This is a genomic window from Microbacterium pratiae (genome assembly GCF_047302165.1).
Lineage (GTDB): Bacteria > Actinomycetota > Actinomycetes > Actinomycetales > Microbacteriaceae > Microbacterium.
Window position 1 is genome coordinate 1,410,715 of the sequence record NZ_CP154843.1, and the last position, 26,979, is coordinate 1,437,693.

Consider the following 26,979-nt stretch of genomic DNA (forward strand, 5'->3'; position numbering starts at 1 on the left):
CCAGAGATCACACCGCGCAGTCGGGGGAACTGCGTGCCTCGAAGTTATAACGGCCAGGTAACGGGATGCAACGGCTGAGCCGTTCTCATCGGCGCTGCATAGTGATCGTTCAGGATCGCCCCGTGGGCCGTCAGCGCCCCTCGCGCAGGACGACCGATCCCGCCGAGACCCGGACCTCGACCCGGTTGCGGGACGAGGGGTCCTCGGTGAGCCCGTTGACGAACGAGCCTGCCTCCTGCGTCGAGCTGACCGCGTAGCCGCCGCGGGGGAGGGCGAGGTTGACGCCGCCCGCCTCGGCGGCGATCGTCACCGACGTCGGCGCAGTGCCGGCGAGGGTACCCGACATACGACCGGCGCTGACGTCGACGGTCGCCTCACGCACTCCATCGAGGTCGACCGAGACGCGTCCGGCCGACACCCGGGCATCGAGGCTCGTCGCCGTTCCCGCCGCATCGATCGATCCGGCGTCGGCACGCAGCGCGAGGGCGCCGAACTCACCGTCCGCGCGCAGGGCTCCCGCCCCCACGCTCAGCTGGGCATCGAGCCCCACGAGGTCGGCCGGCAGCACGAGGGTCGCCCGCGACGAGCCGCCCCACAGGCGCCATCCGCTCCACCAGTCGCGGTCGGAGTCGACCGTGAGGCGGTCGCCCTCGCGGGCGAGCTCCCACGCCTCGGCGCCTCCCGTCCCCGTGACCGTGAGGGTCGCCTCGTCGACATCGCCGAAGGAGACCTCGACGTCCGCGGCGGCGGCATCCATCTCGAGGATGCTCACACCCGCCGTCGGCGCCGAGATCGTCGAGGTCGCGGCGCCGCCGCTGACGATGGTCGACACGACGCTGGTTCCGGCGGTGAACAGGAGGAGGCCGGCGCCCGCGGCGATCGTCAGTCCCGCGATCACGCGGGCCGCCGACGACGGCGTCGACGTCGGGCCCGTCGGGGGCGTGCCTCCCGTCGTCGACGGCTCGACGGGGGCTCCCGGCGGCGTGGCAGGGGGCGGGGTCAGGGTCGTGCTCATCGGACTGTTCCGTTCTGGGGCTGGGAGCCGCCGTGTTCGAGGTGGACGAGCGCGGCGAGCACTCGTCGGTTGCCGTGCTCGTCCTGCTCGAGGTCGAGCTTCTGGAAGAGGGAGGTGATGTACTTCTCGACGCTCGCCTCGCTGAGGAACATCGCGGCGGCGATCGCCTGGTTGCTGCGTCCTTCGGCGATGAGGGCGAGCACCGTCCGCTCGCGTTCGGTGAGCCGCGACATCCGCTCGTCGCGCGATCGGCGCATGAGCAGCTGAGCGACGACCTCGGGGTCGAGCACCGTGGCTCCCGACCCGATGCGCTCGACTGTCGCGAGGAACTCTCCGACGTCGGCCACGCGATCCTTCAGGAGGTACCCCAGCGCCGCGCCCTGCGAGGTGATGAGCTCGCTGGCGTAACGCTCCTCGACGTACTGGCTCAGGACGAGGATCGGCAGCCGGGGGTTCTCGGCGCGCAGCGCGAGCGCCGCGCGGATGCCCTCGTCGGTGAACGTCGGCGGCAGCCGGACGTCGAGGATGCAGAGGTCGGGCCGGGTCTCGGTCACGACGGTGGAGATGCCGTCGGCGTCCGGGAGGGCCGCGACGACCTCGTGACCGGAGTCGGCCAGGAGCCGGACGATGCCCTCGCGCAGCAGCGTCGAGTCCTCGCAGATCAGGATGCGCACGGCACGCTCACCTCCAGAGCGGTCGGTCCGCCGGTCGGGCTGTCGAGGCGCGTCGTGCCGCCCGCGGCCGTGATGCGGTTGATGATCCCGTCGAGGCCGCCGCCGGCGATGACCCGCGCCCCGCCGACGCCGTTGTCCTCGACCCGTGCCCAGAGGGTGTGGTCGTCGCGGTGGCGCACCACCACGCGGCATTCGCCGGCCCGCGAGTGCTTGGCGGCATTGGTGAGCGACTCCGCGATGGCGAAGTACACCGCAGCCTCGGCGGTGCGACTGCACCGCTGGTCGACGCGCACGTCGAGGCTCACCGGTACGTGCGAACGTGCGGCGAGGGCTGACAGCGCCGCATCGAGACCGCGGTCGTCGAGCACCGAGGCGTGGATGCCGCGGGCGAGCTGACGCAGCTCGGTGATCGCGGCCTTGGTCGACGTGTGCGCCTCGGCGAGAAGTTCCTTCGCGGCATCCGGGTCGTCGTCGATCTTCTGCTGTGCGAGCCCCAGCGTCATACCGACCGAGACGAGGCGCGGTTGGACGCCGTCGTGCAGGTCGCGTTCGATGCGGGTGCGTTCCAGCTCGCCGGCGCGGACCGCGCCCTCGCGCTGCACCCCAGCCGTCCGTGCGGCTTCGACGAGCTGCGCCTCGCGAGAGGGCACGAGGATCGACTTCGCCAGGATGCCGTGCAGCAACGCGATTCCGACGAGCATGGCCGCCGGCACGATGATCATCAGGATGCCCGCGATGACGGCCCCTTCGAGCGGCACGCTGATCCAGGTCGATCCGACGGTCACGTCGCTGGTCGCGTACAGCGGCGCGAACAGCAGAGCGACCCCCGAGGCGAGCAAGCTCGCGAGGCTGAGCACGATCAGGCCCAGCACCGTCGAGATCGCGGCGTGCGCGATCCCGCGCCACATGCGTCCGTCGGTGAACTGCTGCCAGACGGTGCGGAGCCATCCGCCGAAGCCCGGCCGGCCGCTGCTGCGCGGCGGAAGCGAGGGCAGGCCCCATCCGTACAGGCCATCGACGCGGGCGTATTCGAGCCAGCCGGTGAGCCAGAGCACGTAGACGAAGCCGACCAGGATCGGCAGGCCGATCCCGAGCGCCGGAGTCAGGCCGATGCCGACCGCCATGAGCGTCAGGATGACCGCGAAGACGGCTGTTCCGGCGAAGCCGAGCGCGGCGAGCTGAGCGAGCGCCCCGAGCGGGCGCAACCACGTCAGTGCGCGGGAGGGAGGGGCGGTGCTGGCAACGGCTGTGGTCATGGCTCCACGCTAGGACCGCGGCCCCGTGCCGCGCAGGCGAGCGGCCCGGAGACTCGCCTTCGGGTTATCCCCCGGATCGAGCGGCGGCGCCCACCGGCCTCGTCGGGGAGGATGGGATGGTGACCGCTCCCGATATCCGCCTGATCGCCGTCGACATGGACGGAACGCTCCTCGACGCGGACGGCCGCATCCCCGACGGGCTGTGGCGCCTGCTGCCACGGCTGCGCGACCGGGGCATCGTCTTCGCGCCCGCGAGCGGACGGCAGCTCGCGACCCTGCGTCGGCAGTTCGCCGATGCGCCGGTCGAGCTCGACTACATCGCCGAGAACGGTGCGTACGTCGTGCGCGACGGCGAAGAGGTCAGCTCGGATGCCGTCGACGCGGGATTCGCGGCATCCGTGGTCCGTCGTATCCGCGGCCTCGATCACCTCGACATCGGCCTGGTGGTGTGCGGCAAGCGCTCGGCTTACATCGAACGCGCAGACGATGCTTTCTTCGCCGAAGCCGACAAGTACTACGCCGAGCTCGCCGTCGTGGACGACCTGACGTCGGTCGACGACGAGATCCTCAAGCTCGCCGTCTTCGACTTCGCGCGCGCCGAGGACTCGGTCGCCCCCGAACTGCTCGACCTCCGCGAGACGCACCAGGTGGTGGTCTCGGGGCAGCACTGGGTCGACATCATGAACCCCGGGGTCAACAAGGGACGAGCGCTGTCGCAGCTGCAGTCGACCCTCGGGATCGGCCCCGAGCACACGATGGCGTTCGGCGACTACCTCAACGACCTCGAGCTGCTGCAGCAGGCGCGGTACTCGTACGCGATGGCCGAGGCGCACCCGGAGATCGCGGCGGTGGCGCGCTACAGCGCGCCCTCGCACACGGAGGCGGGAGTGCTCACGGTCATCGAGGAGTTCCTCGCGCGCTGAGTGACGGCTGCGTCCGGCGCAACCCCGCGCCGTCGGTCCGCCCGACGGCGTAGCGTGTGCGGCATGGTCACGATTCCCACCGTCTCGCTGAACGACGGCTCCGATTTCCCCGAGCTCGGGCTCGGCACCTACAACCTGCGCGGACCGGAGGGCGTCGACGCCATCGCCGCCGCGATCGACTCGGGCTACCGGCTGCTCGATACAGCGGTGAACTACCAGAACGAGTCGGAGGTCGGCGAGGCGGTGCGCCGCAGCGGCATCCGCGACCAGCTCGTCATCACGACCAAGGTGCCGGGACGCGACCACGGCTTCGATGAGACGATCCGCAGCGCGGAGGGCTCGCTCGGCCGGCTCGGCGTGGAGAAGATCGACCTCTACCTCATCCACTGGCCGAACCCCAGCCAGGGGAAGTGGCTCGAGACCTACCGCGCGATGCTCGCCCTCCGCGACGAGGGGCAGGTCGGTTCGGTCGGCGTGTCGAACTTCACCGAGCCGATGCTCGCACGGCTGATCGATGAGACCGGAGTGGCACCGGCGGTCAACCAGGTGGAGCTGCACCCCTACTTCCCTCAGGCGGGTCTGCGGGCGTTCCATGCCGCGAACGGCATCCGCACCGAGAGCTGGAGTCCGCTGGCGCGACGCAGCGAGCTGCTGAACGAGCAGGGCATCGGCGATGTCGCCGCCGCCCACGGCGTGACGGGCACGCAGGTCGTGCTGCGCTGGCACACGCAGCTGTCGTCGACGCCGATCCCCAAGTCGGCCGATCCGGCCCGCCAGCGCGAGAACGCCGACGTCTTCGACTTCCTGCTGTCGGGCGACGAGATCGCCGCGATCAGCGCCCTCGAACGCGGCCGGCTCTGGGACGGCGACCCCGACACGCACCAAGAGATGTAGCCGGCGCCGGATAGCGTGGGGGCATGCCGACGACACCGTTCGACTCTCTCGACGACTACTACGCCCTTCCCCGCATCGATGCCGTGGCGACCGCTCCCGACGGGTCGCGCGTCGTGCTGACCGTCGCGACCCTGACGAAGGATCGCACCGGGTACGAGCGCTCGCTCTGGTCCGTGCCCGCCGATGGCACGGGCACGCCGCGACGGCTGACCCGCTCGACCACCGGCGAGTCCGGTGCCGTGTTCACGTCGTCGGGTGACCTGCTGTTCGTCTCGGCGCGCCCCGACAACGACGCCGCCGACGACGCGCCCGCTCAGCTGTGGCTGCTTCCGGCCGCCGGCGGCGAGGCGCGTCCCGTGACCCGGCTCGCCGGGGGTGTCTCCGGTGTCGTCACTGCGGCCGACTCCGATCGCATCGTGATCGCGTCGTCGCTGCTTCCCGACGCCGCGACGATCGAGGCGGACGCGAAGCTGCGGGCGGAGCGGAAGAAGCTCAAGGTCTCGGCGATCATCCACGACACCTATCCCGTGCGCTACTGGGACCACGACCTCGGCCCGCACGAGCCCGTGCTGCTCTCGCTCGACCTCGACGAACTGGCCGAGGCGCCCGCCGTCATCGCGACCGCCGACCAGGCCGTCGACGAGGTCGTCGGCGCGACGGCAGCACCGGAGGCCGCCGATGATCCGTACCCCGCGGGCCTGCCGCGACCACGCATTCTGCTCCGCGGCCGCGAAGCGGGCACGGCGGGAATGGCGCTGACGCCCGACGGCGCGACCCTCATCGCCTCGGTGCCCGAGCCGCAGGGGCGCGACGCCCGCTATCGTCTCGTCGCGATCGACACCGAGACGGGCGAGCTTCGCATCGTCCGTGACGAGGTCGACGTCGACGTCGAGATGCCCGCGGTCAGCCGCGACGGCGCCCGTGTCGCCTACGTCCGCACGGCGAAGTCCACCCCCGCGGGGCCCGCCGATCAGGAGCTGTGGGCGAGCGCCCTCGACGGCGCCGACCCGCAGCGCCTGGCGTCGGACTGGGACCGGTGGCCCGGCAGCATCCGCTTCGCCGACGACGACTCCGCGCTCGTCGTGACTGCCGACCACGACGGTCGCGGCCCGGTCTTCACGGTGCCGCTCGACGGGGGCGCCGTCGCGCAGACGACGCACGACGACTTCGCGTACACGCACGTCGAGCCGGTCTCGGGGACCACGGACGTCATCGCGCTCCGCTCCAATTGGATGACGCCGCCGCATCCCGTCCGTGTCGCAGCCGACGGCGCTGTGACACCCCTCGCGAGCCCGGCCCCCTCGCCCGCGACGACCGCCTCGATGGTCGAGGTCGAGACGACCGCCGACGACGGAGCCCGCGTGCGCGGCTGGCTCGTGCTGCCCGAGGGAGCGGATGCCGCGGCCCCGGCGCCGCTTCTGCTGTGGATCCACGGCGGACCGCTCAACAGCTGGAACGCATGGAGCTGGCGGTGGAGCCCGCTGCTGGCCGCAGCGCGAGGCTATGCGGTGCTGCTGCCCGACCCCGCCCTGTCCACCGGATACGGGCTCGACTTCATCGCGCGCGGGTGGGACGCGTGGGGCGCGGCGCCCTTCACCGACCTCATGTCGATCACCGATGCGGCCGTCGCGCGCGATGACATCGACGAGACCCGGACGGCCGCGATGGGCGGATCGTTCGGCGGCTACATGGCCAACTGGGTCGCGGGGCACACCGACCGCTTCGACGCGATCGTGACCCACGCGAGCCTGTGGGCGTTCGACCAGTTCGCCGGCACGACCGACTTCGCGCCGTACTGGCAGAGCATCTTCAGCGCGGAGGGCGCGATCGCGAACTCGCCGCACCGTTTCGTCGCCGACATCCGGACGCCGATGCTCGTGATCCACGGCGATCGCGACTACCGCGTGCCGATCGGCGAGGGGCTCCGGCTGTGGGCCGACCTCAACGAGCACCACGCCGCCGAGGACGGCACGAGCCCGCACCGCTTCCTGTACTACCCCGACGAGAACCACTGGATCCTCTCGCCGCAGAACGCGCGCGTCTGGTACGAGACGGTCTTCGCGTTCCTCGAGGAGAACCTGCCCCCGCGCGCCTGAGACGAGCGGCGACCAGGCCGCGGCACACTCGCTTGGCAGGAGTGGCCCCTTCCCCGCGCGGGAGGGGGCCACTCCTGTCAGGTGAGGGGGTTCACGCCGCGGTCGGCGGGATGATGCGGCGGAGGGCGAGTCGCTGCGCCAATGTCCAGGCGACCGTCACGACCAGGTACAGACCCGCCGCCAGCGGGACGAAGATGGCGACGACGGCGGTCGCGAACTGCGCGACCCCGAGCACTCCCGTCAGGGCGGCCGGAGCATCCGTCACCCGGAAGGCGCGCCGCGTCAGTTCGCCGACGAGCGCGATCGAGACGATGACGGCACCGAAGACGAGAGCGGCCGAGAGCGGCAGCATCCCCGACGCGATGGTGCCCGCGAGGCTCGAACCGAGGGGGACACCGAGAAGCGTCTCGGCGAGCAGTCCGTTGGTGTGGCCCGCGATCGTGGGATGGATGAACACGCCGTACAGCAGCCCCACGACGGGCGCCTGAATCAGCAGCGGCAGGCAGCCCGCCGTCGGTGAGACGTTCTCGTCGCGATAGAGCTTGAGGGTCTCGCGCTGCAGCTTCTCGCGGTCGGTGCGGTAACGCTGCTGGAGCTCGCGCACCCGCGGTGCGAGGCGCGCACGAGCCCGATCCGCGCGCGCCTGGGCGACGCCCGCGGGGATCAGCGCGGTGCGCACGACGACGGTGATGAGGATGACGGATGCCGCGGCGGCGAGGCCGCCGAGCGCGGGTTCGAGCACCGCGGTCAGCGCGGCGAGGATCGAGGCCACGGCGTCGAGCGCGGCGGCGAGGGGCGGGAAGGAGTACAGGTCCATGAGGAGTCCGATCGTCGAGACTGAGCACGAGGGATCAGCCGCGAGGGACGCCGGACGGCGCCGTGCACACGGCGTTGGCGCACGGGTGCGCGCGCGGGTGTGTGGCCGTTCCGGACGTGGCTACGCGGCTGAGGCCACGAGCCCCGGGGCCCGGGGGCGTCGACTGCCGGGAGCGTCGGGGTCGCTCTGCGCGAGCAGAGTCGACGGTGAGATGGATCGCCGCGGGTGGGGTCGTCGCGAGCCCGCGGCCCCCGTCGTCGTGGCGGTCGCCGAGACCGAGACGATCGCGATCGCGATCGCCATGAGTGCCACCGCGGTCGCCGCTGCGACCCCGAGCCCGCTCGAGTCGCCGAGCGAGAGAGCGCCGATCACCGAGAGCAGCATCGGGAGCGCGGAGAGCACCGACATCACGCCGCCCCCGCCCGGGCCCACCCCGCGGCACGCTCGATCAGCGCGGCATCCCCGTCGAAACGTGCGCCCTCGTGGTGCGACCGTCGCAGGGCGAGCAGGAGAAGGACGAACCCGCCGATGGGCAGGAGGTTCAGCAGCACCCACCAGCCCGAGAGGTTCGAATCATGCAGCCGTCGCACCGCGACCGTGAAACCCGGGATGAAGGTGGCCACCACCCACACAGTCGAGGTCCAGAGGTACACCGCCACGAGAGATGACAAGGGGTCGGTCGGAGCGATCGGCCCGAAGAGCTCGATGCCGCGCCAGCCCCACCAGCCGAACGGGTGGAGCCCGAGGTCGAGCTGAGGCCAGCGCCCCGACAGCATCCGCGGGATCACGAGCAGGAAGACGACGGCGGAGGCGAAGCCCACGGCCATCCACCACCAGTACTCGCTGCGGCTCGCACGCCCGCGCAGGCGGAAGGCGTGCGCGACGAAGCGGCGCATCGCCTGGGGCAGCGAAGCGCTCGGCAGCGGTGCTGTCGAGAGGGCCTCCATCCCGCGATGCTAGCCGAGCGTCGCGGGGCGCCGCAGGCTTCGCCTGTCAGTCCTGGCCCCATCCGGCGCGGGGAAGGGGCGGGGAGTGCCAGGTGAACCGGCTCCCCGCGCTCAGTGGGGCGCGTGATACTCGGGCTCGCCCCGCTTCCAGTAGCCCTTCACGGTGATGTGCTCGGGGTCGAGCCGCCAGCGCTCCAGCAGCAGTGCCCGAGCCGGGCGGACGATCGACTGCTCGGCCGCGACGAAGCCGAAGACCGCCCCGTCCGGTCGGTCATCCTCGCCGAGGGCGGCGAGACGCGCGGCCAGGGGAGCGCCGGCGGATGCCGATCCGCGGTGCACCTGCTCGACGACGACCCCCGGGGGCGTGGCCACGGGCAGCTCGTGCTCGGCGTCGGGCACCTCGATGAGCACGCGCCCGACGGCGGCGGCATCCATGTGGTGGGCGAACCGCCGGATGGCGGGGACGGCTGTCTCGTCTCCCGCGAGGAACCAGCCGTCGGGGCGGCCCGTGAGCACCGCCGACCCGCGCGGGCCGCCGATCCCGATCGTTGACCCGATCTCCGCCGTCGCCGCCCATGCTGCCGCGACGCCGTCGCCGTGCAGGGCGAACTCGAGATCGAGCCAGCCGTCTTCGGCGTCCCAAGCGAGCGGCGTGTACTCGCGGCTCGGTGCCGCCCTCATCTCGTCGATGCTCTCGGGCGGCAGCTCGGGGAAGAACACGCGCACGTGGTCGTCGCAGCCCGGGGAGTCGAAGTCGCGCAGATCCGCTCCCTCGAGCCGCACCCGCACGTAGGCCGGCGTCAACCATTGTCGAGCTGCCAGACGGACGAAGCGGAAACGCAGATCGAGCGCACGTCGGGCGAGTCGGAACGAGGGGGTTGCAGTCGAGGCGGACATGAAGGTTAGGCTAACCTACATAGCCGCCGGGGAGTCGGTCCCTTCATCCATTCGCCCCGCCGGCCGTCATCCATTCGCACCGCACCAGGAGATACGTCACGTGAGCCATGCAGTCCGCCGTCCCGCACTCGTCTCGATCGCGCTGGTCGCAGCGCTCGGCCTCGCCGGGTGCGCGTCGTCGGCGAGCCCGGATGCCGCGCCCAGTGGCGATGCGACCTCGACCACGACCACGACCGTGACCGTGACCGACAACCACGGCGAGATCGAGGTCCCGGTCGCGCCCGAACGCGTCGTCGCGCTCGACAACACGACGTTCCAGACGCTGAGTGACTGGGACATCGATCTCGTCGCCGCGCCGAAGCCGCTGATGTACGACCTGTGGCCCAACCTGTCCGGCGGCGACGACGTGCTCGACGTCGGTCTGCACCGCGAGCCCGACCTCGAGGCCGTCATCTCGGCGCAGCCCGACCTCATCGTGGGCGGCTACCGCTTCCGGGACATCTACGACGACCTGACGGCGATCCAGCCCGCGACGATCGAGACCAGCGCTCGCGACGGCGAGGAGCAGGTGGCCGAGCTGAAGCGTCAGGTCGAGATCCTCGGACAGGTCTTCGACCGGGAGGATGACGCGAAGAAGCTCGCCGACGAACTCGATGGAGCCGTCGCCGACGCGAAGGCCGCCTACAACGGCACCGACACGGTCGTGGGCCTGCTCACCTCGGGCGGCAAGATCTCGTTCGCGGCGCCGGGGGAGGGGCGCGGCGTCGGTGCCGTCTTCCCGACGCTTGGGCTCGTCCCCGGCATCGATCGCGGCGCGGAGAACGCCTCGCACGGCGACGACATCAGCGTCGAGGCGATCGCCGCGGCGAACCCGGAGTGGCTGATCGTGCTCGATCGGGATGCCATGTTCGGTGAGGACGGCTACGTCTCGGCGCAGGAGCTCATCGAGGGATCCGAAGCACTGCAGAACGTCCCTGCGGTGCAGAAGGGGCAGATCGTCTACCTCGCGCCGAGCTTCTACCTCGACGAGGGCATCCAGGCGTACACCAAGCTCTATGCGGACATCGCGACGGCGTTCGCTGCGGCGGCCTGATCTCTCTGCGCGGTGCCCCGGCGGCTCGAGCCGCCGGGGCACCGCGATCCGTCATGACTGCGCTCTCCTCCACCGCCCGCATCCGCGGGCGCCTCGCCCTCCCGGCCGCGATCACCGTCGTGGCCGGTCTCGTCGTGCTGTCGCTCTTCGTCGGCGTCTACGACCTCGCGTCGGACGGCGTCGGCGCCGAGATGCTGTGGATCACCCGTATCCCCCGCACCCTCGCTTTGGTCCTCGCGGGCTGTGCGATGGCCGTCTCCGGCCTCGTCATGCAGCTGCTGACCCAGAACCGCTTCGTCGAGCCGACCACCACTGGGACCACGGAGTGGGCCGCGCTCGGCCTCCTCGCGACAGTGCTCCTGGTGCCCGACGCGCCGCTGATCGTGCGGATGGTCGTCGCGAGCATCGCGGCGTTCGCCGGAACGCTGGTCTTCCTCGCGATCCTGCGCCGCATCCAGCTGCGCTCGTCGCTGATCGTGCCCCTCATCGGCATCATGCTCGGCGCCGTCGTCTCGTCCTTCACGACCTACCTCGCCGTCAGCGCCAATGCCCTGCAGATGCTCGGCACCTGGTTCATGGGAAGCTTCACCGCCGTGGTCCGCGGCCGCTACGAGGTGCTGTGGATCGTCGGCATCGTCGTCGTGCTCGTCGCGCTCTTCGCCGACCGGCTGACCGCCGCGAGCCTCGGAAAGGATGTCGCGACGACGCTCGGCGTCGACTACGACCGGGTGCTCCTCCTCGGCACGGCCCTCGTCGCCGTCGCGACCGGTGTCACGACCGTCGTCGTGGGCTTCCTGCCGTTCCTCGGGCTCATCGTGCCCAACCTCGTGTCGATGTGGCGGGGGGACAACCTCCGCGCGAACCTTCCCTGGGTGTGTCTGGGCGGAGTGGCTGTCATCGTCGTCTGCGACATCGTCGGCCGCGTCATCCGGATGCCGTTCGAGGTGCCGGTCTCGATGATCCTCGGCGTCCTGGGCGCGGCCGTGTTCGTCATGCTGCTCCTCCGGCAGCGCGGGAACGATGGCTGAGGCCGTGCGCGGCACCGTGCGCGCGTCGTCCCCGGAGGCTGCGACGCGGCGACCACGGGTGTGGCTGCGGTTCGTCGTCCTCGCCGTCGCGGTCGTCGCGGCCGCCGTCCTGCTGCTGACCTGGAACATCCCCCTCGATCCGGCGCAACGCGGCTACTGGCTCGCCGTGGATCTGCGGGTCACGACGGTCACGACGGTTGCGATCGTGGCGTGCTGTCAGGCGGTCGCGACCGTGCTGTTCCACACCGCGACCGGCAACCGCATCCTGACGCCGTCGATCATGGGGTTCGACGCGCTCTACGTCGTGATGCAGACGGGCCTGGTGTTCTTCTTCGGGGGAGCTGCGCTCGCGGCGACCGACGGACTCGCGAAGGTGGCTCTCCAGAGCGTGCTGATGGTGGCTTTCGCGACCCTCCTGTACGGATGGCTCTTCGCCGGCAAGCGGGGGAACCTGCACATCATGCTGCTGATCGGCATCGTGCTCGGGGTCGGTTTCGGCTCGCTGTCGACGGTGATGCAGCGCCTGCTGACGCCGAGCGACTTCGATCTGCTCTCGGCACGGCTGTTCGGCAACCTGAGCAACTCGAACCCCGAGTACCTGCCGTGGGCTGCGGCGATCGTCGGTGTCGTCCTCGTCGTGGTGTGGCGCCGCCGCCGCCGTCTCGACGTCCTGACTCTCGGTCGCGACGTCGCCACCAATCTCGGACTCGCCTACAAGCGCGAGGTCACCGTCCTGCTGATCCTCGTGGCGGTGCTCATCTCGGTCTCCACGACGCTCGTCGGGCCGATGACCTTCTTCGGGTTCATCGTCGCGACACTCGCGTATCAGCTCGCCGGATCGTCCCGGCACGCCGTCGTCCTCCCGTTCGCGGCGCTGCTGGGGATGACGACGCTCCTCGGCGGCTACTTCGTGCTGCGCCACGTCTTCTACGCGGCGGGCATGCTCACCGTGATCATCGAGTTCGTCGGCGGGCTCTTCTTCATCGTCTACCTTCTGCGAAAGGGCGCGCTGTGATCACCCTCACCGACGTCTCGAAGTCCTACGGCGGCCTGCGCGTGCTCGGGCCCATCGACCTGCAGATCCCCGCGGGCGGGGTGACGGCCCTCGTCGGCCCCAACGGCGCCGGCAAGTCCACGCTGCTGACGATCGTCGGCCGACTGACCGAGCCCACCACGGGCACCGTCACGGTGGGCGGTCTCGACGTCGCGCGCACGCCGAGCCGTGAGCTCGCGCGTGTCGTGTCGATCCTGCGACAGGAGAACCACTTCGTGACGCGCCTCACGGTGCGCGACCTCGTCGGTTTCGGCCGTTTCCCTCACTCCGGGGGACGCCTCACCGCCGACGACCGGCGTCATGTCGACGAGGCGCTGCGCTTCCTCGATCTCGACGACCTCTCGCATCGCTACCTCGACCAGCTCTCCGGTGGACAACGCCAGCGCGCCTACGTCGCGATGGTGCTCGCGCAGGACACCGACTGCATTCTGCTCGACGAGCCGCTCAACAACCTCGACATGCGCCACGCCGTCGGGATGATGCGGCAGCTGCGACGGGCGGCGGACGAACTGGGCAAGACGGTGGTCGTCGTCATCCACGACATCAACTTCGCCGCCGCTTACGCCGACCGCATCGTCGCGCTCACCGGGGGAACGGTGGCGTGCGCGGGGACACCGCGCGAGATCATGCGCCCCGATGTGCTCCAGAGCGTGTTCCAGACGCCGATCGCTGTTCGCGACGACGGCGAGTACCCGCTCGCGGTGTACTTCCGCTGAAGCGGCGCCCCGCGGGCTTCACGGCCTTCACCTGGCAGCCGAGGCCCCATCCCGCCCGAGGGAGGGGCGAGAAGTGTCAGGTGAGCAGCGGGGAGGCGGGTCGCGCAGTGATCAGAGCTGTGCGCCGTCGTCGTCGCGATCGTAGACGCCCTCGTTGCGTCCGCGGCGCGACTCGTAGGCGATGAGCCAGCCCACCGAGATCGCCGCCGCGAGCACCAGACCGAGCCAGACGTTGTTCATCACGAGGCCGAACACGATGCCCAGCAGGAAGACGAGGGCGGCGCCGAGCGCCCAGTAGGTGTGTCCGCGCTGCCATCCCCGATTCGCCATGTCCCGAGCCTACGACGCCGGGGCCTCAACGGTCGCGATGGTCTTCGGGATGCAGCCGCGGTCCGCGGCGCGGTTCGAAGACCCCGCCCGCATAGATGAGCCGGATGACGCGCTGTCGATGCCCGCGCCACGGCTCGAGCAGCTCGAGCATCCCGTCGTCGTCGACGCGGTGCCCCGTCAGGGCGTAGCCCACGGTGTGGCACAGGTGATAGTCGCCGACGCTCACGGCATCCGGATCGCCGAACGCGCGGATGCGGGTCTCCGCCGACGTCCACGGTCCGACTCCCGGCAGCGACGTCAGGATGCGCTCGTGCTCATCGCCGTCGGACGCCTCTCCGATCGCGCGCTCGATCGACGCCCGTCGCTGCGCCGCGCGCACGACGGTGCGCGACTGCGGCGGCTCGAGGCCTGCGCGGTGCCACGCCCAGCTCGGGATCAGGTGCCAGTCCGCGGGCGGTGCGAACATCGGCCGCGGCGTGGGCCCCGGTGCGCGCTCGCCGTACCAGGTGACGATCGCCCGCCAGGCGCCGAACGCCTGGAGACCGGTCACCTTCTGCTCGAAGATCGCGCTCGCGAGGTCGTCGAAGACGAGGTCCGTTGCCCCGAGGCGGATGTCGGGATGCCGGTGATGGATGTCGGCGATGAGCGGATGCCGCGTCCCGTCGAACCCTTCGGGATCGTCATGCGCGCCGCACAGTCGCGGCAGCTGCTCGATCGCCCATTCCGCGCCCGGGCCCCACGCGGCAGCCCTCACGAGCGTGCGGCCTACGCGGAGGGCGAGTGTGGCGACGCCCTGAGGGGTGCGGCTGACGCGCCAGATCACCTCGCCCGAGGTGGTCATCGTGGGGTCGTGGGCGCCGTGCTGCTGGTGGCGCACGGCACGGGCGACGTCGATCGCCGCGCCGGGCCGGTATTCGGTCTCGATCGGGGGCGACGAGGTCGGTGCCGGTCCGGGCTGGCGGATCGCCGTGCGGCGACCCGGCATCCGTCCCGTCGTGACCGTGCTCATGCCGACACCCTACGTCGGAACCTCCGACATCCCGCCGTGACGGATGCGAGCAGCGCCGACGTGAGAAGGCCGCCGTCAGAAACGATCGGGCGAGGGCGTGCCGTGACCGTAGCGGATGACAACGTCGGCGTGGCGGTCGAAGCGGTAGCCGACGCCGCGCACGGTACGGACGATGTCCTCGTAGCGACCGAGCTTCGCGCGCAGACGGCGGACGTGGACATCGATCGTCCGCTCACCCGGAGCCTCGTCGTCGGAGCCGTTGCTCCACAGCGACTCGACGAGCTCGGAGCGCTCGATCGTGCGACCCTCCCGGAGGACGAGGTACTGGAGCAGCTCGAACTCCTTGAAGGTGAAGGCGGCCGACTCGCCGTCGATGAAGACGCGCTTGCGCGAGATGTCGACGGTGACGCCGCCGGGGACGTGGTCCTCCGCCGGAACGTCCTGCTTCGTGCGGGCGACCGCACTGGGCTCGTGCAGTGCGAGGCGCACGACGTCGACATCGCGTCCGCCGGCGCCGAGGGGCGCGAGGGCGACGGTGGCGTAGGTCTCGGCGTGCGGAGCGAGGTCGCCGAGCGTGCGGCGCAGGGCTTCGACGAGGGTCGAGAGCGAGACGCCGTCGGCGGCGGCCTTGGCCTCGTCGATGCCGACGTACAGGGCGAAGCCGCGGGGTGCGGTCGAGGCCGGGGCGGCCGGAGCCGGGGGAGGCGTCTCGACGGCACGGAGGTGGCGAGCGGGGGCGACGGGGGCGAGAAGAGCGGTGTTCGACATGGGAGGTTCGTCCTCGGAACGTGAACCCGGGCTGTCAGCCTGCGGCGGGTTCGGGTGTGCGTTGCGTGAGGCCCAGCGGGGGCCGGTGAGCGAGCATCCGGATGTCGGCGTTGTGGGCCGGGCCATCGGAACTCGGGGATCCGCGGCCGCGTTCAGAAGCGGCGGAGGATCAGGCGGGGTTCACCTGTCAGCGGCACATTCGGCAACACATGACAGCACGCTGCGACATCATCATGATGTCGGCAGTTCCGTTCGCCTCCCGGGCGGACAGAGTGCGTGCGATGTCAGTCATGGGGTTGATTATGACGATCCGTGTCCGGATGTGTCAAACACACCAGTGCCGCGCGTCCTTCGATGACGGAATGTGACAGATTGCTCGATCCTCGCTACGGTGCACGATCGTGGCTACGCGGATCCGGATCGTCGGCACCTCCGGCTCGGGAAAGAGCGTGCTCGCGGACCGTGTCTCGGTGCGAACGGGGCTCCCGCGGCTCGAGCTCGACGCCGTGTTCTGGGATGCCGGCTGGCGCAGGCGCGACCTCGACGAGGCGCATGCCCGGGTCCGCGAATTCATGCGGCAGCACCCCGAGGGCTGGGTCATGGACGGCAACTGGGATTCGAAGCTGGGCGACATGCTCGACCCGGGCTCGCCGGACGGTCCCGACACGGTCGTATGGCTCGACCTCCCGCGTCGGCGCGTGATGCGTCAGGTGATCGGGCGCACGCTGCGGCGCGTGGTGCGGCGCGAGGAGCTCTGGCACGGGAACCGCGAGCGTGCGAGCAATTTGCTCCGATGGCACCCCGAGCGGAACATCATCCGGTTCGCGTGGACCAACCATCCCGTGACGCGTGAGCGCATGCTCGGCCGCATCGCCGCGGGGGAGCGGATCGTGCGGCTGCGCGATCGCTCGGAGGTCGATGCCTGGCTGGCCTCGCTGCCGCGCACCGGGCGTAGCGTGGCTCCATGAGCGATCTGACATTCACCAACGAGAAGGACGCCTCCCGCTACGCGCTGCACCGGGGAGACGACCTCGTCAGCGTGCTCGACTACCGCGACGACGGTCGTACCGTCGCGCTCACGCGCGCCTACACGATCCCCACTTTCCGCGGGCACGGCTACGCGGCGGAGGTCGTCGAGCGCGCGGTGGCCGACATCGAGGCGGTCGGCGACCGGACGATCAGTCCGGTGTGCTGGTACGTCGCCGACTGGTTCGAGGCGCACCCCGATCGCGCCGGGATCCTGCAGCCGCGACGCTGACCGGCGGGGTAGGTCCCTCGCCGCGCACCTGTCAAGACGGTGCTGACGATCGAATGCCGGGGTCAGACTGGGGCGATCGATCGAAGGAGACAGTCATGAACCGCGATCTTCCCGAGGGCGTCGTCGACCCCGACGGCGCCGGTGCCACCTCGCTCGCCGCGAGCGAGGCGGAGGACGACGCCGTCCGCGACGCTGACACGCCCGCCGACGTCGCCCCCGCGCCCGACGGCGACAGCCCCGACGGATTCGTCGAGAGCGCCGAGATCCAGCAGGGACTCGACCCCGACCTCGTCACCGACGAGCAGGCGGACGAGGAGGAGCAGCGATGAGCGGCCAGGCCGACGAGATCGACTCGAGCGTCTCGGACTCGGCGACGCAGGACGCGCCGGAAACGGGGCGCGGCGGCACGAGAGCGACCTCGGCGGGCACCGGGGGCGAGGTGACGCCTCCCAAGGAGGACACCCCGGTCTCACCCCCGGGCGTGCAGGACGGCCCCGCCCTCGCGATGCACGACACGACCGAGCAGGAGCGCCTCGACGGGCTCGTCGCCCAGGTGCGTGCCGACCTTCCGGGTGAGAACCGCCCGACGATCGAGAAGTACGTGCGTCAGCGCGTCTCGGAGGTCGGCCTCAGCGTCGGCGACGACGAGATCGCGCGGATCGTCGACGACCTCGCCGTCGACTGACGGACGACGTAACGGATGCCCCGGGGCCGGCCTCGGGGCATTCGCCATGCCGGGGCTGTTCTCTTTACGGCCCCCGGGCCGACAGTGCAAGGGCGGGATCGCTGCCTTCGCGCGGGCGTAGCCTGGCCCACGATGAGTGATACGGCGAGCATCCCGCTCTCGGTGCACCAGCGGTGGCGGGCTTTCTGGGTCTGCGTCGCCGTTGCGGCGCTGACGATCCTGGATCTGACGAAGGTCAACGTCGCGCTGCCCTCGATCGAGCAGGCGTTCGGTGCGGGGTCGACCGAGTTGCAGCTCATCGTGTCTGGCTACGTGCTGACGTTCGGGCTCACACTCGTGCCTGCCGGTCGCATCGGCGACCAGCGATCGCGGCGGGCGCTGTTCGTCATCGGGCTCTCCCTGTTCGCCGTGACCAGCGTCGTCTGCGCGCTCGCTCCGAACACGGAGGTCCTCCTCGCGGCGCGTCTCGTGCAGGGCGTCGCCGCCGGCATCCAGATGCCGCAGGTCATCGGGCTCGCGCAGGAGATGTTCCAAGGCGCGGAGCGGGGAAAGGCCTTCGGCCTCTTCGGCGCCACGATCGGCATCTCGACGGCGTTCGGTCCCACGCTCGGCGGTCTCATGATCGCGCTGGGAGGGGCCGATGACGGCTGGCGGTACATCTTCTGGATGAACGTCCCGCTGACGATCGCCGTGCTCGCCGGTGTGATCTGGCTGCTCCCGAAGACCCGCGAGTCGCGGCCGGCCCGGCTGCAGCTCGACCCGGTGGGTCTGCTGCTGTTCGCGCTCGTCGTGATCGCCTTCATGGTGCCCTTTCTCCTCACCACCGGCGCACCGGGCGACGATCCGCAGCGCTGGTGGTCGCTCGTCGCCTTCGGGGTGTTCGCGGCCCTGTTCGTGTGGTGGGAGCGTCGCTACGCGGCATCGGGCAAGCATCCGCTGATCCCGCTCGAGCTCTTCGCGATCTCGTCGTATCGCAACGGAACCCTCATCCAGGCCGTCTACTTCATGGCACTGCCGGCGATGTTCCTGCTGACGACGCTCTTCCTGCAGCTCGGCGTCGGGCTCGAACCGGTGTTCGCGGGGATGGTGTCGATCGGCTTCGCCGTCGCGAGCGCCGGCGCCTCGTACGTCGGCGGTCGCATCGTGACGCGCGTCGGTCGCCCCCTCGTCGTGGGCGGTCTGATCATCATGCTCTCGGCCGTCGTCGCCCTCGCCCTCGTCGCGTACTTCGTGCCGCCCGGGATCGTCGAGTTCGCGATGGCGGGGGTCCTGACCGTGGGGGGCTTCGGCGGTGGCCTCGTCATCTCGCCGAACCAGACGCTGACGCTCGCGGATATCCCGGTGAAGCAGGGCGGGCTGGCCGGCTCCGTCGGTCAGCTCGTGCAGCGGATCGGCACCGCTGTGGGAACCGCCGTGGCCCTCTCGTTGTTCTACTCGACGGTGTACCGGCTGGGAGGGGGCTCGACTCCTCGGATCGACGTCTACCACGACGCCTACGCGCTCGGGATGGTGTCGGTCGGCCTCTTCCTCGCGCTCGCGCTGGTGCTGGGCGTCGCCGATCTCACGTCTCGCCGGCGGCGCGCGAGCAGAGCCTGAGTCTCACGCCTTCCCCGCGGGGCATCACAGCGATGTCCGAGCCTCCTCCTACCCTGGTCGGCATGCGGATCCTCCACACCTCCGACTGGCACATCGGGCGGACCTTCCACGGTCATTCGACGCTCGACGCCCTGCGGGGCGTGCTCGAGAGGCTGATCGAGCAGGTCCGCGAACACGAGGTCGACGTCGTCGTCGTCGCGGGCGACGTGTTCGATTCGGCGGCGCCCGCGGCAGGCTGCTACGCCCTCCTGTCCGACACGCTGCGGGGCATCGCCGACGCCGGTGCCCGCGTCATCGTCACGAGCGGGAACCACGATTCGGCCGCACGTCTCGGCTTCCAGGCCGGGCTGCTCCGCGAGGGCATCCACGTCCTCACCGACCCCGCCGCCGTCGGCACTCCCATCACGGTCGAGGATGCCGCAGGGCCGGTGCACTTCTACGGCATCCCGTACCTCGAACCGGCGCTGTTGCGGCACCTCTGGCCCGAGGCCCGCTCGCAGGCGGCCGTGATCGATCGCGCGATGGAGCTCGTCCGCGACGACCTCGCGGTGCGCGGCGGTCGGTCGGTCGCGATCGCCCACTGCTTCGCCGCCGGTGTCGAGCCGACGCCGCATCTCGAGCGCGACATCCAGCAGGGTGGCCTCGACGTCGTGCCGTTGGCGGCGTTCGCGGGTGTCGACTACATGGCGCTGGGCCACATCCACGGCCGCCAGCAGCTCGCCCCCGCCGTCCGGTATGCCGGCGCGCCGCTCCACTACAGCTTCGGCGAGGGCGACAAGCCTCGGGGCTCGTGGCTGATCGAGCTCGACGCCGACGGCTTCGTCGACGCTCGTTGGTTGGAGCTGCCGGTTCCGCGTCGGGTCGTCACCCTGCGCGGACCCCTCGCCGACGTGCTCGCCGATCCCGCGCACGAGCAGCATGTCGACGCGTGGGTCTGCGTCGAGTACACCGACACGCTGCCCGAGCGCGACCCGATGCGCCGGCTGCAGGAGCGCTTCCGGTTCTGCGCGAAGGTCGTGCACGCCCCCGCAGAGACTGCAGCCCGTGACACGCGCACCTATGTCGACCGCGTGCGCGCCGCCCGCAGCGACGCCGAGCTCGTCGAAGCGTTCCTCGTACACGTCCGACAGGGGGAGGGGGCAGACCCGCAGGAGCGCGATCTGCTCGCCGACGTCCTCGACGAGCGGATTCGCGTGGAGGCGATGGCGTGAAGCTGCATCGCCTGGAGCTGACCGGCTTCGGTCCGTTCCGCGAGAAGCAGACCGTCGACTTCGACGCCTTCGATCGCGACGGCGTCTTCCTCATCTCGGGACGCACCGGCGCGGGCAAGTCGAGCATCCTCGACGGCGTGAGTTTCGCGCTGTACGGCTCGGTGCCGCGATACGACAACGGCGAGCGGCGTCTGCGCAGCGACCACAGCTTCCTGGGCGACCCGACCGAGGTGCGCCTGGAGTTCACGGTCGGCGGGCAGCGCTGGCGCGTGACCCGAGCGCCCGAGTACGAGCGCCCCGCGAAGCGCGGCGACAAGCTCACGACCGAGATCGCGCGCGCCGAGCTCGAGCAACAGGTCGACGGCGAGTGGGTGGGCCGGGCCGCGAAGCCGCGCGAGGTCGCCCTGCTGCTCGATGAGGTGCTCGGTCTGAGTGCGCAGCAATTCCAGCAGGTGATCCTGCTGGCGCAGAACAAGTTCTCGCGGTTCCTGCTCGCGCGCAACGACGAGCGGCAGCAGCTGTTGCGCACCCTCTTCGGCACGAAGAGGTTCGAGCAGTACAAGGACGATCTCGAGGAGCGTCGCCGCGCCGCGCAGCGCGAGCTCGACGCCGCGGGCAACCAGGTGCGGACGCTGCTCGAGCTCGCGGAGGCGGCGATCGTGCAGCAGGGAGGCGCGTTCGGCGACGAGTCTCCCGGCGACGACGTGGCCCCGCTCGACCTCGCCGGCCGACGTGACATCGTCGAGCGGGCCGGTCGTCGCGCCGACTACCGCGTCGAACAGTCCCTCGAGCTCCGGCAGCAGGCGGAGGCGCGTCAGACGGCCCTCGTCACCCAGCACGCCGATCGCGTCGAGCAGCTGCGCGTCATCGACGACCTTGCGGCGGCCCGCCGACGTCTGGCTGACCTCGACGCCATCACCGAAGAGGTGGCCGCAGACGAACGACGGCTCGAGCGGGCGCGAGCGGCCGAGGCGCTGCGTGCGACGCTGGAGCGGGCCGAACGCGCGGATGACGCGGTGGGGGATGCCCGAGCGGCGGCAGCCCGAGCCGAGGCGCGATGGATCGACGCGGGCGGGAGTGCGGACGACGACATCCCCGCGCTCATCGAGGCCCTGACGGGTGACATCGCACGGTGGACCGATGCGGTCGCGCGCGAAGGCGAGCTCACAGAGGCCATCGGCACGCGAGAGGCGGTCGCAGCCGAGATCGCCCTCCTCGAGGAACAGGCGGATCTGCTCGACCAGCAGCACGCCCTCCTGCCGGCGGAGCGCGAACGACTCGCGACCGATCTGGCAGCGGCGACGCTCGCTGCGGCTCGCGGCGACGAGCAGCGTGCTCGGGTGGGCGATGTCGCCGCCCGGGTCGAGGCCGCCGAGGAGGCGGACCGCCTCACGGGAGAGCTCGGCGAGGCCGAGCAGACCTACCTGCGCCTGAGCGGTGCTGCCGAGACGGCTGCGGCTATCGTGACCGAACTGCTGCGCCGGCGCGTGGCCGACCGTGCGGGCGAGCTCGCCGCCGGTCTCTCCGACGGTTCGCCCTGTCCCGTGTGCGGCTCGCTCGAGCACCCGCATCCCGCGCCTCTCGTGGCGGACGGCGTGACGGACGACGATCTCGGCGACGCCGAAGCGGCGCGCGACGCGGCGGCCGCCGATGCGCGAGACGCGGGCGACCGGGCTGCGCGCCTCCGAGCAGAGCACGCGGCTGCGGCGGCACGCGCGGGCGGACGCGGAGCGGACGAGCTATCGACCGTGCTCGCAGAGGCTCGAGCCGAGCTGGCGGCGGCGGAACGCGCAGCAGAGCAGGTCGCCGCCCTCACCGACAAGCGCGACGTGCTCGATCGTCTCGACGCGGAGGCGACCGAGGAGCGCTCGCGGCTCGCGGCGGCTGTAGCCGGCGCTCGCGAGCGCTCCGCCGTCGCGACGACGACGCTCGCTCGCCTCGAGCGGGAAGTGGCCGATGCCCGCGGTTCGTTCGAGACGGTGGCCGAGCGCATCGCGGCGGCCACCGAGCGCCGCGACCTCGCGAGATCGGTGCTCGACAGCCGAGCCGCGCTCTCCCACAGCGAGGCCGACGCGGCCGAAGCGGCGAACGACCGCGCGAAGCGGATCGAGGCATCGGTGTTCGCCGACGTCGGCGAGGTGCGCGCGGCGCTGGAGCCCGAGACCGAGCGCACCCGCCTCACGCGCCGCGTCGCTGAGCACGCGGCCGACCTCGCGGCAACGCGAGCCCGCCTGCTCGAACTCGAGCTCGCCGCCGCGGGGCTCCCGGACGAACGGCCCGACGTCGACGCATCCGCACAGGCGGTCGCCGCGGGAGATCTCGCGCGAAGCGAGGCGATCGCCGCGCACCGTGATGCCGTCAACGCCGCCGAGACGATGCGCGACCTCCTCGAGCGCATCGATGACGCGTTCGCGGCTGTGGCCGGCCTCGCGGAGCGGACGGCGACCGTCACCCGCCTCGCCGACACCGTCGCCGGTCGCGCGCCCAACACCCGGAAGATGGACCTCGAGACATTCGTTCTCGCGGCCGAGCTCGAAGAGATCGTCGCCGCCGCAAACCTGCGGCTGCGCGACATGTCGTCGGGCCGCTACACCCTCCATCACAGCGACGCGCTGCAGGCTCGCGGCGCGGCGTCCGGGCTCGGGCTCGAGGTGCTCGACGCGCATACCGGCCGTCTGCGCTCGCCGCAATCGCTGTCGGGCGGCGAGACCTTCCTCGCCTCCCTCGCCCTCGCCCTCGGTCTCGCCGAGGTCGTGACGGGTCGTGCCGGCGGCATCCGCCTCGACACGCTCTTCGTCGACGAAGGCTTCGGGTCGCTCGACCCCGAGACGCTCGAGCTCGCGATGCGCACCCTCGACGAGCTGCGGGCGGGCGGGCGCACCGTCGGCGTCATCAGTCACGTCGAAGGCATGAAAGAGCAGCTCGCGGCGCAGATCGTGGTCGAAGCCACTCGCGAAGGCCCGAGCATCATCCGCCAGGAGGCGCTCAGCGAGCGCGACTAGGCTGGTCGCGTGAGGACTTTCCGGACCGTCGTCGGAGTGATCGCCGCGATCTTCATCGCGTGGGTGATCGTCGACATCGTGCTGCGCCTGGCCGTCTTCGCGGTCAAGCTCGGGCTCGTCGCGGTCGTCGCCCTCGTCGTCTTCCTGCTGTTGCGCCGGCTGTTTGCGCGCAGCGGCGATCAGACGCCGTAATCGGCCCGGATGCGCTCGTACAGGGCGCGGCTGCAGGCGGCGACGGCGTCGTCCCACCCGGTCGTCGCGCCGTCCTGAGCGTCGTCCGACACCGCTTTGAGCACCCGGATGGGGATGCCGAAGCGCTGGGCGACCCAGATGTAGACGTAGGTCTCCATGTCGACCAGCTGCGCGCCGAGCGACTGGATGAGGGCGACCGCTTCGGCGTCGTCCACGAACACGTCCCCCGTCGCGATGCGCACGCCTGCGCCGCCCGCCTCGACGCGTTCGGGCATCGAGAGGTGACGGCCGCGGACCCCGGCCAGGTCGAAGACGTCGTGCTGGACGGCATCGCCGACCTCGTAGATGCCGGGTCCGACGGCTCCCGCAACGGCTCCCGCGGTTCCGACGACGACGATCTCGTCGTATGCGTTGCGATCGAGAGCACGGGTCAGCTCATGCGCGGCGAGCAGCTTGCCCGGGCCGGTGAGCAGGATGTCGAACCCCGGGATGTCGGCGGGGAACCCGACCAGCTCGTCGCGGTGCGCGACGACGAGGAGACGCCGCACGGTCACGCACCACCCCGAGCGAGGATGCCCAGGATGCCGGAGATCAGGAGGTAGGCGCCGATGCCTCCCACCACCACCCAGATCGCGATGCGGGCGGAGGACGGCCGCTTGTCGTCGCCGTTGTCGAGGCTCATCCCGCCAGCCTAAGCGAGGTCGCGTCGCGGGAGGACGCGGGTGGGCCGGTCGCCGGATTGAACCGGTGATGCACCCTGGCGCCTCCGGGCACGATCGCTAGACTCGAGCTGAGGTCAGACCATCCACAGGCGGGAGCGACGGCATGCAGACGGTACTTCTCGAGACGCCCGCGGGCATCACGGCTCGGCTCGGGTGGGATCCCACGATCACGGTGCATCACCGTCGGCGGATGATCGCCCGCGAACTCGTCGCGCAGGCGCTCGGCTGCGACGAGAAGGATGTCCGCATCGAGCGCGAGGCGCCGCGCGGGTTCGGGTATCACACGCGCCTCGTCGCCTCGCGCGACGGAGTCGAGGTGCCGCTCGCGATCACGACGGCCAGCTTCCGCGCGGCGACGGTCGTGGCCGTCAGTGACCCGGGACTGCCTCTCGGCATCGACATCCGCGATGCGCACCCCGAACCCGCCGACCTGGCCCGCATGCGCAAGCACTCGCGTCTGTTCTCCGGCACCGACACGCTCGACCTCGTCGACCACTGGGTCCACGTGCAGGCGGTGCTCGAGGCCGACGGACGCGGTGTCCGGGTGGCGCCGGAGCAGGTCCGTCTCGACCCGGGACGCCACCGCGGCTGGATCCCCGACCGCAACATGAAGTACACCCTCGTCGACATCTCGCGCGACGGGTGGCTCATCACGCTGGCCTACGGCACGCTGCCGACGGCCTGACCGGGGCGGTCCCGGTCAGTCGACGAGGTCGGGCAGCGCCCGGCGGAGCTCGGCGAGCCAGGCCTCGGGGTTGCCGTCCGACGGGGCTCGCCAGTCTCCTCGCGGCGACAGCGAGCCTGCTGCGGCGACCTTGGGTCCGTTGGGGATCGCGCTGCGCTTGAACTGCGCAAAGCCGAAGAACCGCTTGATGAACACCTGCAGCCAGTGGGTGATCTCGGCGAGGTCGTATGCGTACCGGCTGTCGCGCGGGAAGCCGACCGGCCAGTCGCCGGCGTCGGCATCCGACCAGGCATGCTGCGCGAGGAAGGCGATCTTCGACGGGCGGAAGCCGTAGCGCAGCACGTGATGCAGGGCGAAGTCGTGCAGGGCGTAGGGCCCGATCGTCGACTCGGTGGACTGGACCTTGCCGTCTTCGCCGGCGGGCACGAGCTCGGGGCTGATCTCGGTGTCGAGCACCGACTGGAGCACGGCGACCGCCTCGTCGGACAGGTCGGTGCCCGTGCCCTCGCGATGCGCGATGACCCACCGGATGAGGTGCTGCATGAGCGTCTTGGGAACGCCGACGTTGACGGCGTAGTGGCTCATGTGGTCGCCGACGCCGTAGGTCGCCCAGCCGAGCGCGAGCTCCGAGAGATCGGAGGTGCCGATGACGATGCCGTTCAGGCGGTTCGCGAGGCGGAACAGGAAATCGGTCCGCACCCCGGCCTGGACGTTCTCGAACGTCACGTCGTACACCGGCTCGCCCGAGGCGTAGGGGTGTCCGATGCCGCGCAGGAGCTCGTTCGCGGCGGGGCGGATGTCGATCGTCTCGATCGTCGCGCCGATCGCCTCGGCGAGGGCCACGGCGTTCGACTTCGTGTGGTCGCTCGTCGCGAACCCGGGCATCGTGTACGCGAGGATGTCGCTGCGCGGGCGCCCCATGCGGTCCATCGCCCGAGCGACGACGAGCAGCGCGTGCGTCGAGTCGAGCCCGCCCGACACGCCGATCACGGGCCGGGGGCCGCCGATGGCCCGCATCCGCTGCTCGAGGCCGGACACCTGGATGTTGAACGCCTCGTAGCAGTCCTGGTCGAGACGCGCCGGGTCGTCCGGGACGAACGGGAACCGGTCGAGCGTCCGGCGCAGCCCGATGTCCTCGGCGGGCGGGTGCAGGAACGTCTCCACGGTCAGGAAGTCGGTCGCGGTCGTGCGGCGGTTGTCGTCGAACGTGCCCTGCCGATAGCGGTCCTGACGCACGCGGTCGAGGTCGACGTCGGCGACGCTGCGTCGCGGCCCGTCGGGGAAGCGCTCGGTCTCGGCGAGGAGCGAGCCGCCCTCGTAGATCATGGTCTGGCCGTCCCACGAGACGTCGTTGGTCGACTCGCCGAGACCCGCTGCGGCGTACGCGTAGACGGCGAGGCACCGCAGCGACTGCGACTGCACGAGCGTGCGGCGATCGTCGGCTCGGCCGATCGTGATGGGCGATCCCGACAGGTTCACGAGCACCGTGGCGCCCGCGAGCGCGGCACGCGACGACGGGGGCACCGGCACCCACATGTCCTCGCACACCTCGGCGTGGAGCACGAGACCGGGAACGTCGCGGACGTCGAAGAGGAGGTTCGTTCCGAAGACGGTCTCATGCGATCCGATGCGGATGCCCTCGCCGTCCCACTCCTCGCCGGCCGCGTACCAGCGGCGCTCGTAGAACTCGCGGTACGTCGGCAGGTACGCCTTGGGCGCCACCCCCAGGACCTCACCGCGGTGGATCACGACGGCGCAGTTGTAGAGGCGATTGCGATGACGGAGCGGAGCCCCGACCACCAGCACCGGCATGAGGTCGACGGATGCGTCGACGATGCGCTCGACGGCCGTGTCGACGGCATCCAGCACCGCGTCCTGCAGCACGAGGTCGTCGATGGCGTAGCCGGTGAGGCACAGCTCGGGGAACACCGCGACCGCGACGGAGTCGGCGTCGCACGCGCGCGCCTCGGCGATGACGGCCTCGGCGTTGGCGGCGGGATCTGCGATCGCCACGGGGATGGTGCAGGCGGCGACCCGCGCGAAGCCATGGGCGTAAGCGCTGGCGAAGGGGAGCGACTCGTTCACCCTCCTCAGTCTGGCACCGGCGTCGG

At 71.0% G+C, this 26,979-nt stretch carries 29 protein-coding genes; 16 read left to right on the forward strand and 13 right to left on the reverse strand.

The window, feature by feature from the left end; genetic code table 11:
• Positions 1 to 130: 130 nt before the first annotated feature.
• Genes AA0Y20_RS06545 through AA0Y20_RS06555 form a run of 3 tightly spaced genes read right to left on the reverse strand, consistent with a single transcriptional unit; the run spans position 131 to position 2,945 of the window.
• A complete protein-coding gene (locus AA0Y20_RS06545) occupies positions 131 to 1,015 on the reverse strand; it encodes a hypothetical protein (protein WP_412938210.1) in 885 nt (294 codons plus the stop codon).
• Positions 1,012 to 1,689 carry a response regulator gene (locus AA0Y20_RS06550; RefSeq protein WP_412938211.1) on the reverse strand — a complete coding sequence of 226 codons (678 nt, stop codon included), beginning with the start codon at positions 1,687 to 1,689 and terminating at the stop codon, positions 1,012 to 1,014. The genes AA0Y20_RS06545 and AA0Y20_RS06550 overlap by 4 nt, the downstream gene beginning before the upstream one ends.
• Positions 1,677 to 2,945 (reverse strand): sensor histidine kinase, encoded by a 1,269-nt coding sequence (locus AA0Y20_RS06555; protein WP_412938212.1) that lies wholly within the window; start codon positions 2,943 to 2,945, stop codon positions 1,677 to 1,679. Before AA0Y20_RS06555 ends, AA0Y20_RS06550 begins: the two co-directional genes overlap by 13 nt.
• Before the next feature lie 116 nt (positions 2,946 to 3,061).
• Between AA0Y20_RS06555 and AA0Y20_RS06560 the strand changes: the two genes are divergently transcribed.
• The 3 genes from AA0Y20_RS06560 to AA0Y20_RS06570 all read left to right on the forward strand — a co-directional run bounded on the left by AA0Y20_RS06560 (position 3,062) and on the right by AA0Y20_RS06570 (position 6,858).
• Entirely contained in the window at positions 3,062 to 3,868 is an 807-nt protein-coding gene (locus AA0Y20_RS06560) for a Cof-type HAD-IIB family hydrolase (RefSeq protein ID WP_412938213.1), read from the forward strand.
• A gap of 63 nt (positions 3,869 to 3,931) precedes the next feature.
• Positions 3,932 to 4,762 (forward strand): aldo/keto reductase, encoded by an 831-nt coding sequence (locus tag AA0Y20_RS06565; RefSeq protein WP_412938214.1) that lies wholly within the window; start codon positions 3,932 to 3,934, stop codon positions 4,760 to 4,762.
• 23 nt (positions 4,763 to 4,785) lie between these two features.
• Positions 4,786 to 6,858, forward strand: a complete 2,073-nt coding sequence (locus AA0Y20_RS06570; protein ID WP_412938215.1) for a S9 family peptidase — start codon at positions 4,786 to 4,788, stop codon at positions 6,856 to 6,858.
• Between the two features lie 91 nt (positions 6,859 to 6,949).
• Here AA0Y20_RS06570 and AA0Y20_RS06575 read toward each other — a convergent pair whose 3' ends face one another.
• The 4 genes from AA0Y20_RS06575 to AA0Y20_RS06590 all read right to left on the reverse strand — a co-directional run bounded on the left by AA0Y20_RS06575 (position 6,950) and on the right by AA0Y20_RS06590 (position 9,519).
• Entirely contained in the window at positions 6,950 to 7,675 is a 726-nt protein-coding gene (locus AA0Y20_RS06575; RefSeq protein ID WP_412938217.1) for a YidC/Oxa1 family membrane protein insertase, read from the reverse strand.
• 120 nt (positions 7,676 to 7,795) lie between these two features.
• Entirely contained in the window at positions 7,796 to 8,083 is a 288-nt protein-coding gene (locus tag AA0Y20_RS06580; RefSeq protein ID WP_412938219.1) for a DUF6412 domain-containing protein, read from the reverse strand.
• The gene (locus AA0Y20_RS06585; RefSeq protein WP_412938220.1) at positions 8,083 to 8,622 is read right to left on the reverse strand and encodes a DUF805 domain-containing protein; all 540 of its coding nucleotides are present in this window, start codon (positions 8,620 to 8,622) and stop codon (positions 8,083 to 8,085) included. Before AA0Y20_RS06585 ends, AA0Y20_RS06580 begins: the two co-directional genes overlap by 1 nt.
• A gap of 111 nt (positions 8,623 to 8,733) precedes the next feature.
• Positions 8,734 to 9,519 carry a siderophore-interacting protein gene (locus tag AA0Y20_RS06590; RefSeq protein ID WP_412938221.1) on the reverse strand — a complete coding sequence of 262 codons (786 nt, stop codon included), beginning with the start codon at positions 9,517 to 9,519 and terminating at the stop codon, positions 8,734 to 8,736.
• Between the two features lie 100 nt (positions 9,520 to 9,619).
• On the opposite strand from AA0Y20_RS06590, the gene AA0Y20_RS06595 reads away from it, so the two are divergent.
• From AA0Y20_RS06595 to AA0Y20_RS06610, 4 genes are read left to right on the forward strand one after another with little or no spacing between them, the layout of a single operon-like run.
• Positions 9,620 to 10,612, forward strand: coding sequence for a siderophore ABC transporter substrate-binding protein (locus AA0Y20_RS06595; protein WP_412938223.1), 993 nt, complete (start codon positions 9,620 to 9,622; stop codon positions 10,610 to 10,612).
• A gap of 53 nt (positions 10,613 to 10,665) precedes the next feature.
• Entirely contained in the window at positions 10,666 to 11,640 is a 975-nt protein-coding gene (locus AA0Y20_RS06600; protein ID WP_412938224.1) for an ABC transporter permease, read from the forward strand.
• The gene (locus AA0Y20_RS06605; RefSeq protein ID WP_412938225.1) at positions 11,633 to 12,655 is read left to right on the forward strand and encodes an iron chelate uptake ABC transporter family permease subunit; all 1,023 of its coding nucleotides are present in this window, start codon (positions 11,633 to 11,635) and stop codon (positions 12,653 to 12,655) included. The genes AA0Y20_RS06600 and AA0Y20_RS06605 overlap by 8 nt, the downstream gene beginning before the upstream one ends.
• A complete protein-coding gene (locus AA0Y20_RS06610) occupies positions 12,652 to 13,410 on the forward strand; it encodes an ABC transporter ATP-binding protein (protein WP_412938226.1) in 759 nt (252 codons plus the stop codon). The genes AA0Y20_RS06605 and AA0Y20_RS06610 overlap by 4 nt, the downstream gene beginning before the upstream one ends.
• 111 nt (positions 13,411 to 13,521) lie before the next feature.
• On the opposite strand, the gene AA0Y20_RS06615 is transcribed toward AA0Y20_RS06610, so the two are convergent.
• From AA0Y20_RS06615 to AA0Y20_RS06625, 3 genes are all read right to left on the reverse strand, one after another.
• Positions 13,522 to 13,740, reverse strand: coding sequence for a hypothetical protein (locus AA0Y20_RS06615; protein WP_112616669.1), 219 nt, complete (start codon positions 13,738 to 13,740; stop codon positions 13,522 to 13,524).
• A gap of 25 nt (positions 13,741 to 13,765) precedes the next feature.
• Positions 13,766 to 14,749: a DNA-3-methyladenine glycosylase family protein gene (locus AA0Y20_RS06620; RefSeq protein WP_412938227.1), complete on the reverse strand. Its 984-nt coding sequence runs from the start codon at positions 14,747 to 14,749 to the stop codon at positions 13,766 to 13,768.
• Positions 14,750 to 14,824: 75 nt separating this feature from the next.
• The gene (locus tag AA0Y20_RS06625) at positions 14,825 to 15,517 is read right to left on the reverse strand and encodes a winged helix-turn-helix domain-containing protein (protein ID WP_412938228.1); all 693 of its coding nucleotides are present in this window, start codon (positions 15,515 to 15,517) and stop codon (positions 14,825 to 14,827) included.
• Between the two features lie 401 nt (positions 15,518 to 15,918).
• Between AA0Y20_RS06625 and AA0Y20_RS06630 the strand changes: the two genes are divergently transcribed.
• The 8 genes from AA0Y20_RS06630 to AA0Y20_RS06665 all read left to right on the forward strand — a co-directional run bounded on the left by AA0Y20_RS06630 (position 15,919) and on the right by AA0Y20_RS06665 (position 23,461).
• Complete coding sequence (locus tag AA0Y20_RS06630; RefSeq protein WP_412938230.1) at positions 15,919 to 16,485, forward strand: toxin; 567 nt, start codon at positions 15,919 to 15,921, stop codon at positions 16,483 to 16,485.
• Positions 16,482 to 16,775 (forward strand): GNAT family N-acetyltransferase, encoded by a 294-nt coding sequence (locus AA0Y20_RS06635; protein WP_412938232.1) that lies wholly within the window; start codon positions 16,482 to 16,484, stop codon positions 16,773 to 16,775. The genes AA0Y20_RS06630 and AA0Y20_RS06635 overlap by 4 nt, the downstream gene beginning before the upstream one ends.
• 95 nt (positions 16,776 to 16,870) lie before the next feature.
• The gene (locus AA0Y20_RS06640) at positions 16,871 to 17,104 is read left to right on the forward strand and encodes a hypothetical protein (RefSeq protein ID WP_412938233.1); all 234 of its coding nucleotides are present in this window, start codon (positions 16,871 to 16,873) and stop codon (positions 17,102 to 17,104) included.
• On the forward strand, positions 17,101 to 17,460 hold the full coding sequence (locus tag AA0Y20_RS06645) for a hypothetical protein (RefSeq protein WP_412938235.1): 360 nt from the start codon (positions 17,101 to 17,103) through the stop codon (positions 17,458 to 17,460). Before AA0Y20_RS06640 ends, AA0Y20_RS06645 begins: the two co-directional genes overlap by 4 nt.
• A 132-nt stretch (positions 17,461 to 17,592) precedes the next feature.
• Positions 17,593 to 19,056 (forward strand): MFS transporter, encoded by a 1,464-nt coding sequence (locus tag AA0Y20_RS06650; RefSeq protein ID WP_412938236.1) that lies wholly within the window; start codon positions 17,593 to 17,595, stop codon positions 19,054 to 19,056.
• A gap of 62 nt (positions 19,057 to 19,118) precedes the next feature.
• Positions 19,119 to 20,267 carry an exonuclease SbcCD subunit D gene (locus AA0Y20_RS06655; RefSeq protein WP_412938237.1) on the forward strand — a complete coding sequence of 383 codons (1,149 nt, stop codon included), beginning with the start codon at positions 19,119 to 19,121 and terminating at the stop codon, positions 20,265 to 20,267.
• A complete protein-coding gene (locus AA0Y20_RS06660) occupies positions 20,264 to 23,269 on the forward strand; it encodes an AAA family ATPase (protein ID WP_412938238.1) in 3,006 nt (1,001 codons plus the stop codon). The genes AA0Y20_RS06655 and AA0Y20_RS06660 overlap by 4 nt, the downstream gene beginning before the upstream one ends.
• A 9-nt stretch (positions 23,270 to 23,278) precedes the next feature.
• Complete coding sequence (locus AA0Y20_RS06665) at positions 23,279 to 23,461, forward strand: hypothetical protein (RefSeq protein ID WP_412938239.1); 183 nt, start codon at positions 23,279 to 23,281, stop codon at positions 23,459 to 23,461.
• Here AA0Y20_RS06665 and AA0Y20_RS06670 read toward each other — a convergent pair.
• Positions 23,449 to 24,015: a nucleoside phosphorylase gene (locus AA0Y20_RS06670; protein ID WP_412938240.1), complete on the reverse strand. Its 567-nt coding sequence runs from the start codon at positions 24,013 to 24,015 to the stop codon at positions 23,449 to 23,451. The two genes, AA0Y20_RS06665 and AA0Y20_RS06670, sit on opposite strands and share 13 nt — an antisense overlap.
• The gene (locus tag AA0Y20_RS06675; RefSeq protein ID WP_023952243.1) at positions 24,012 to 24,143 is read right to left on the reverse strand and encodes a hypothetical protein; all 132 of its coding nucleotides are present in this window, start codon (positions 24,141 to 24,143) and stop codon (positions 24,012 to 24,014) included. Before AA0Y20_RS06675 ends, AA0Y20_RS06670 begins: the two co-directional genes overlap by 4 nt.
• A 143-nt stretch (positions 24,144 to 24,286) precedes the next feature.
• On the opposite strand from AA0Y20_RS06675, the gene AA0Y20_RS06680 reads away from it, so the two are divergent.
• The gene (locus AA0Y20_RS06680; protein WP_412938242.1) at positions 24,287 to 24,868 is read left to right on the forward strand and encodes a hypothetical protein; all 582 of its coding nucleotides are present in this window, start codon (positions 24,287 to 24,289) and stop codon (positions 24,866 to 24,868) included.
• A 15-nt stretch (positions 24,869 to 24,883) separates the two neighbouring features.
• Here AA0Y20_RS06680 and AA0Y20_RS06685 read toward each other — a convergent pair whose 3' ends face one another.
• Positions 24,884 to 26,953 (reverse strand): NAD(+) synthase, encoded by a 2,070-nt coding sequence (locus AA0Y20_RS06685; protein WP_412938243.1) that lies wholly within the window; start codon positions 26,951 to 26,953, stop codon positions 24,884 to 24,886.
• Positions 26,954 to 26,979 lie beyond the last annotated feature (26 nt).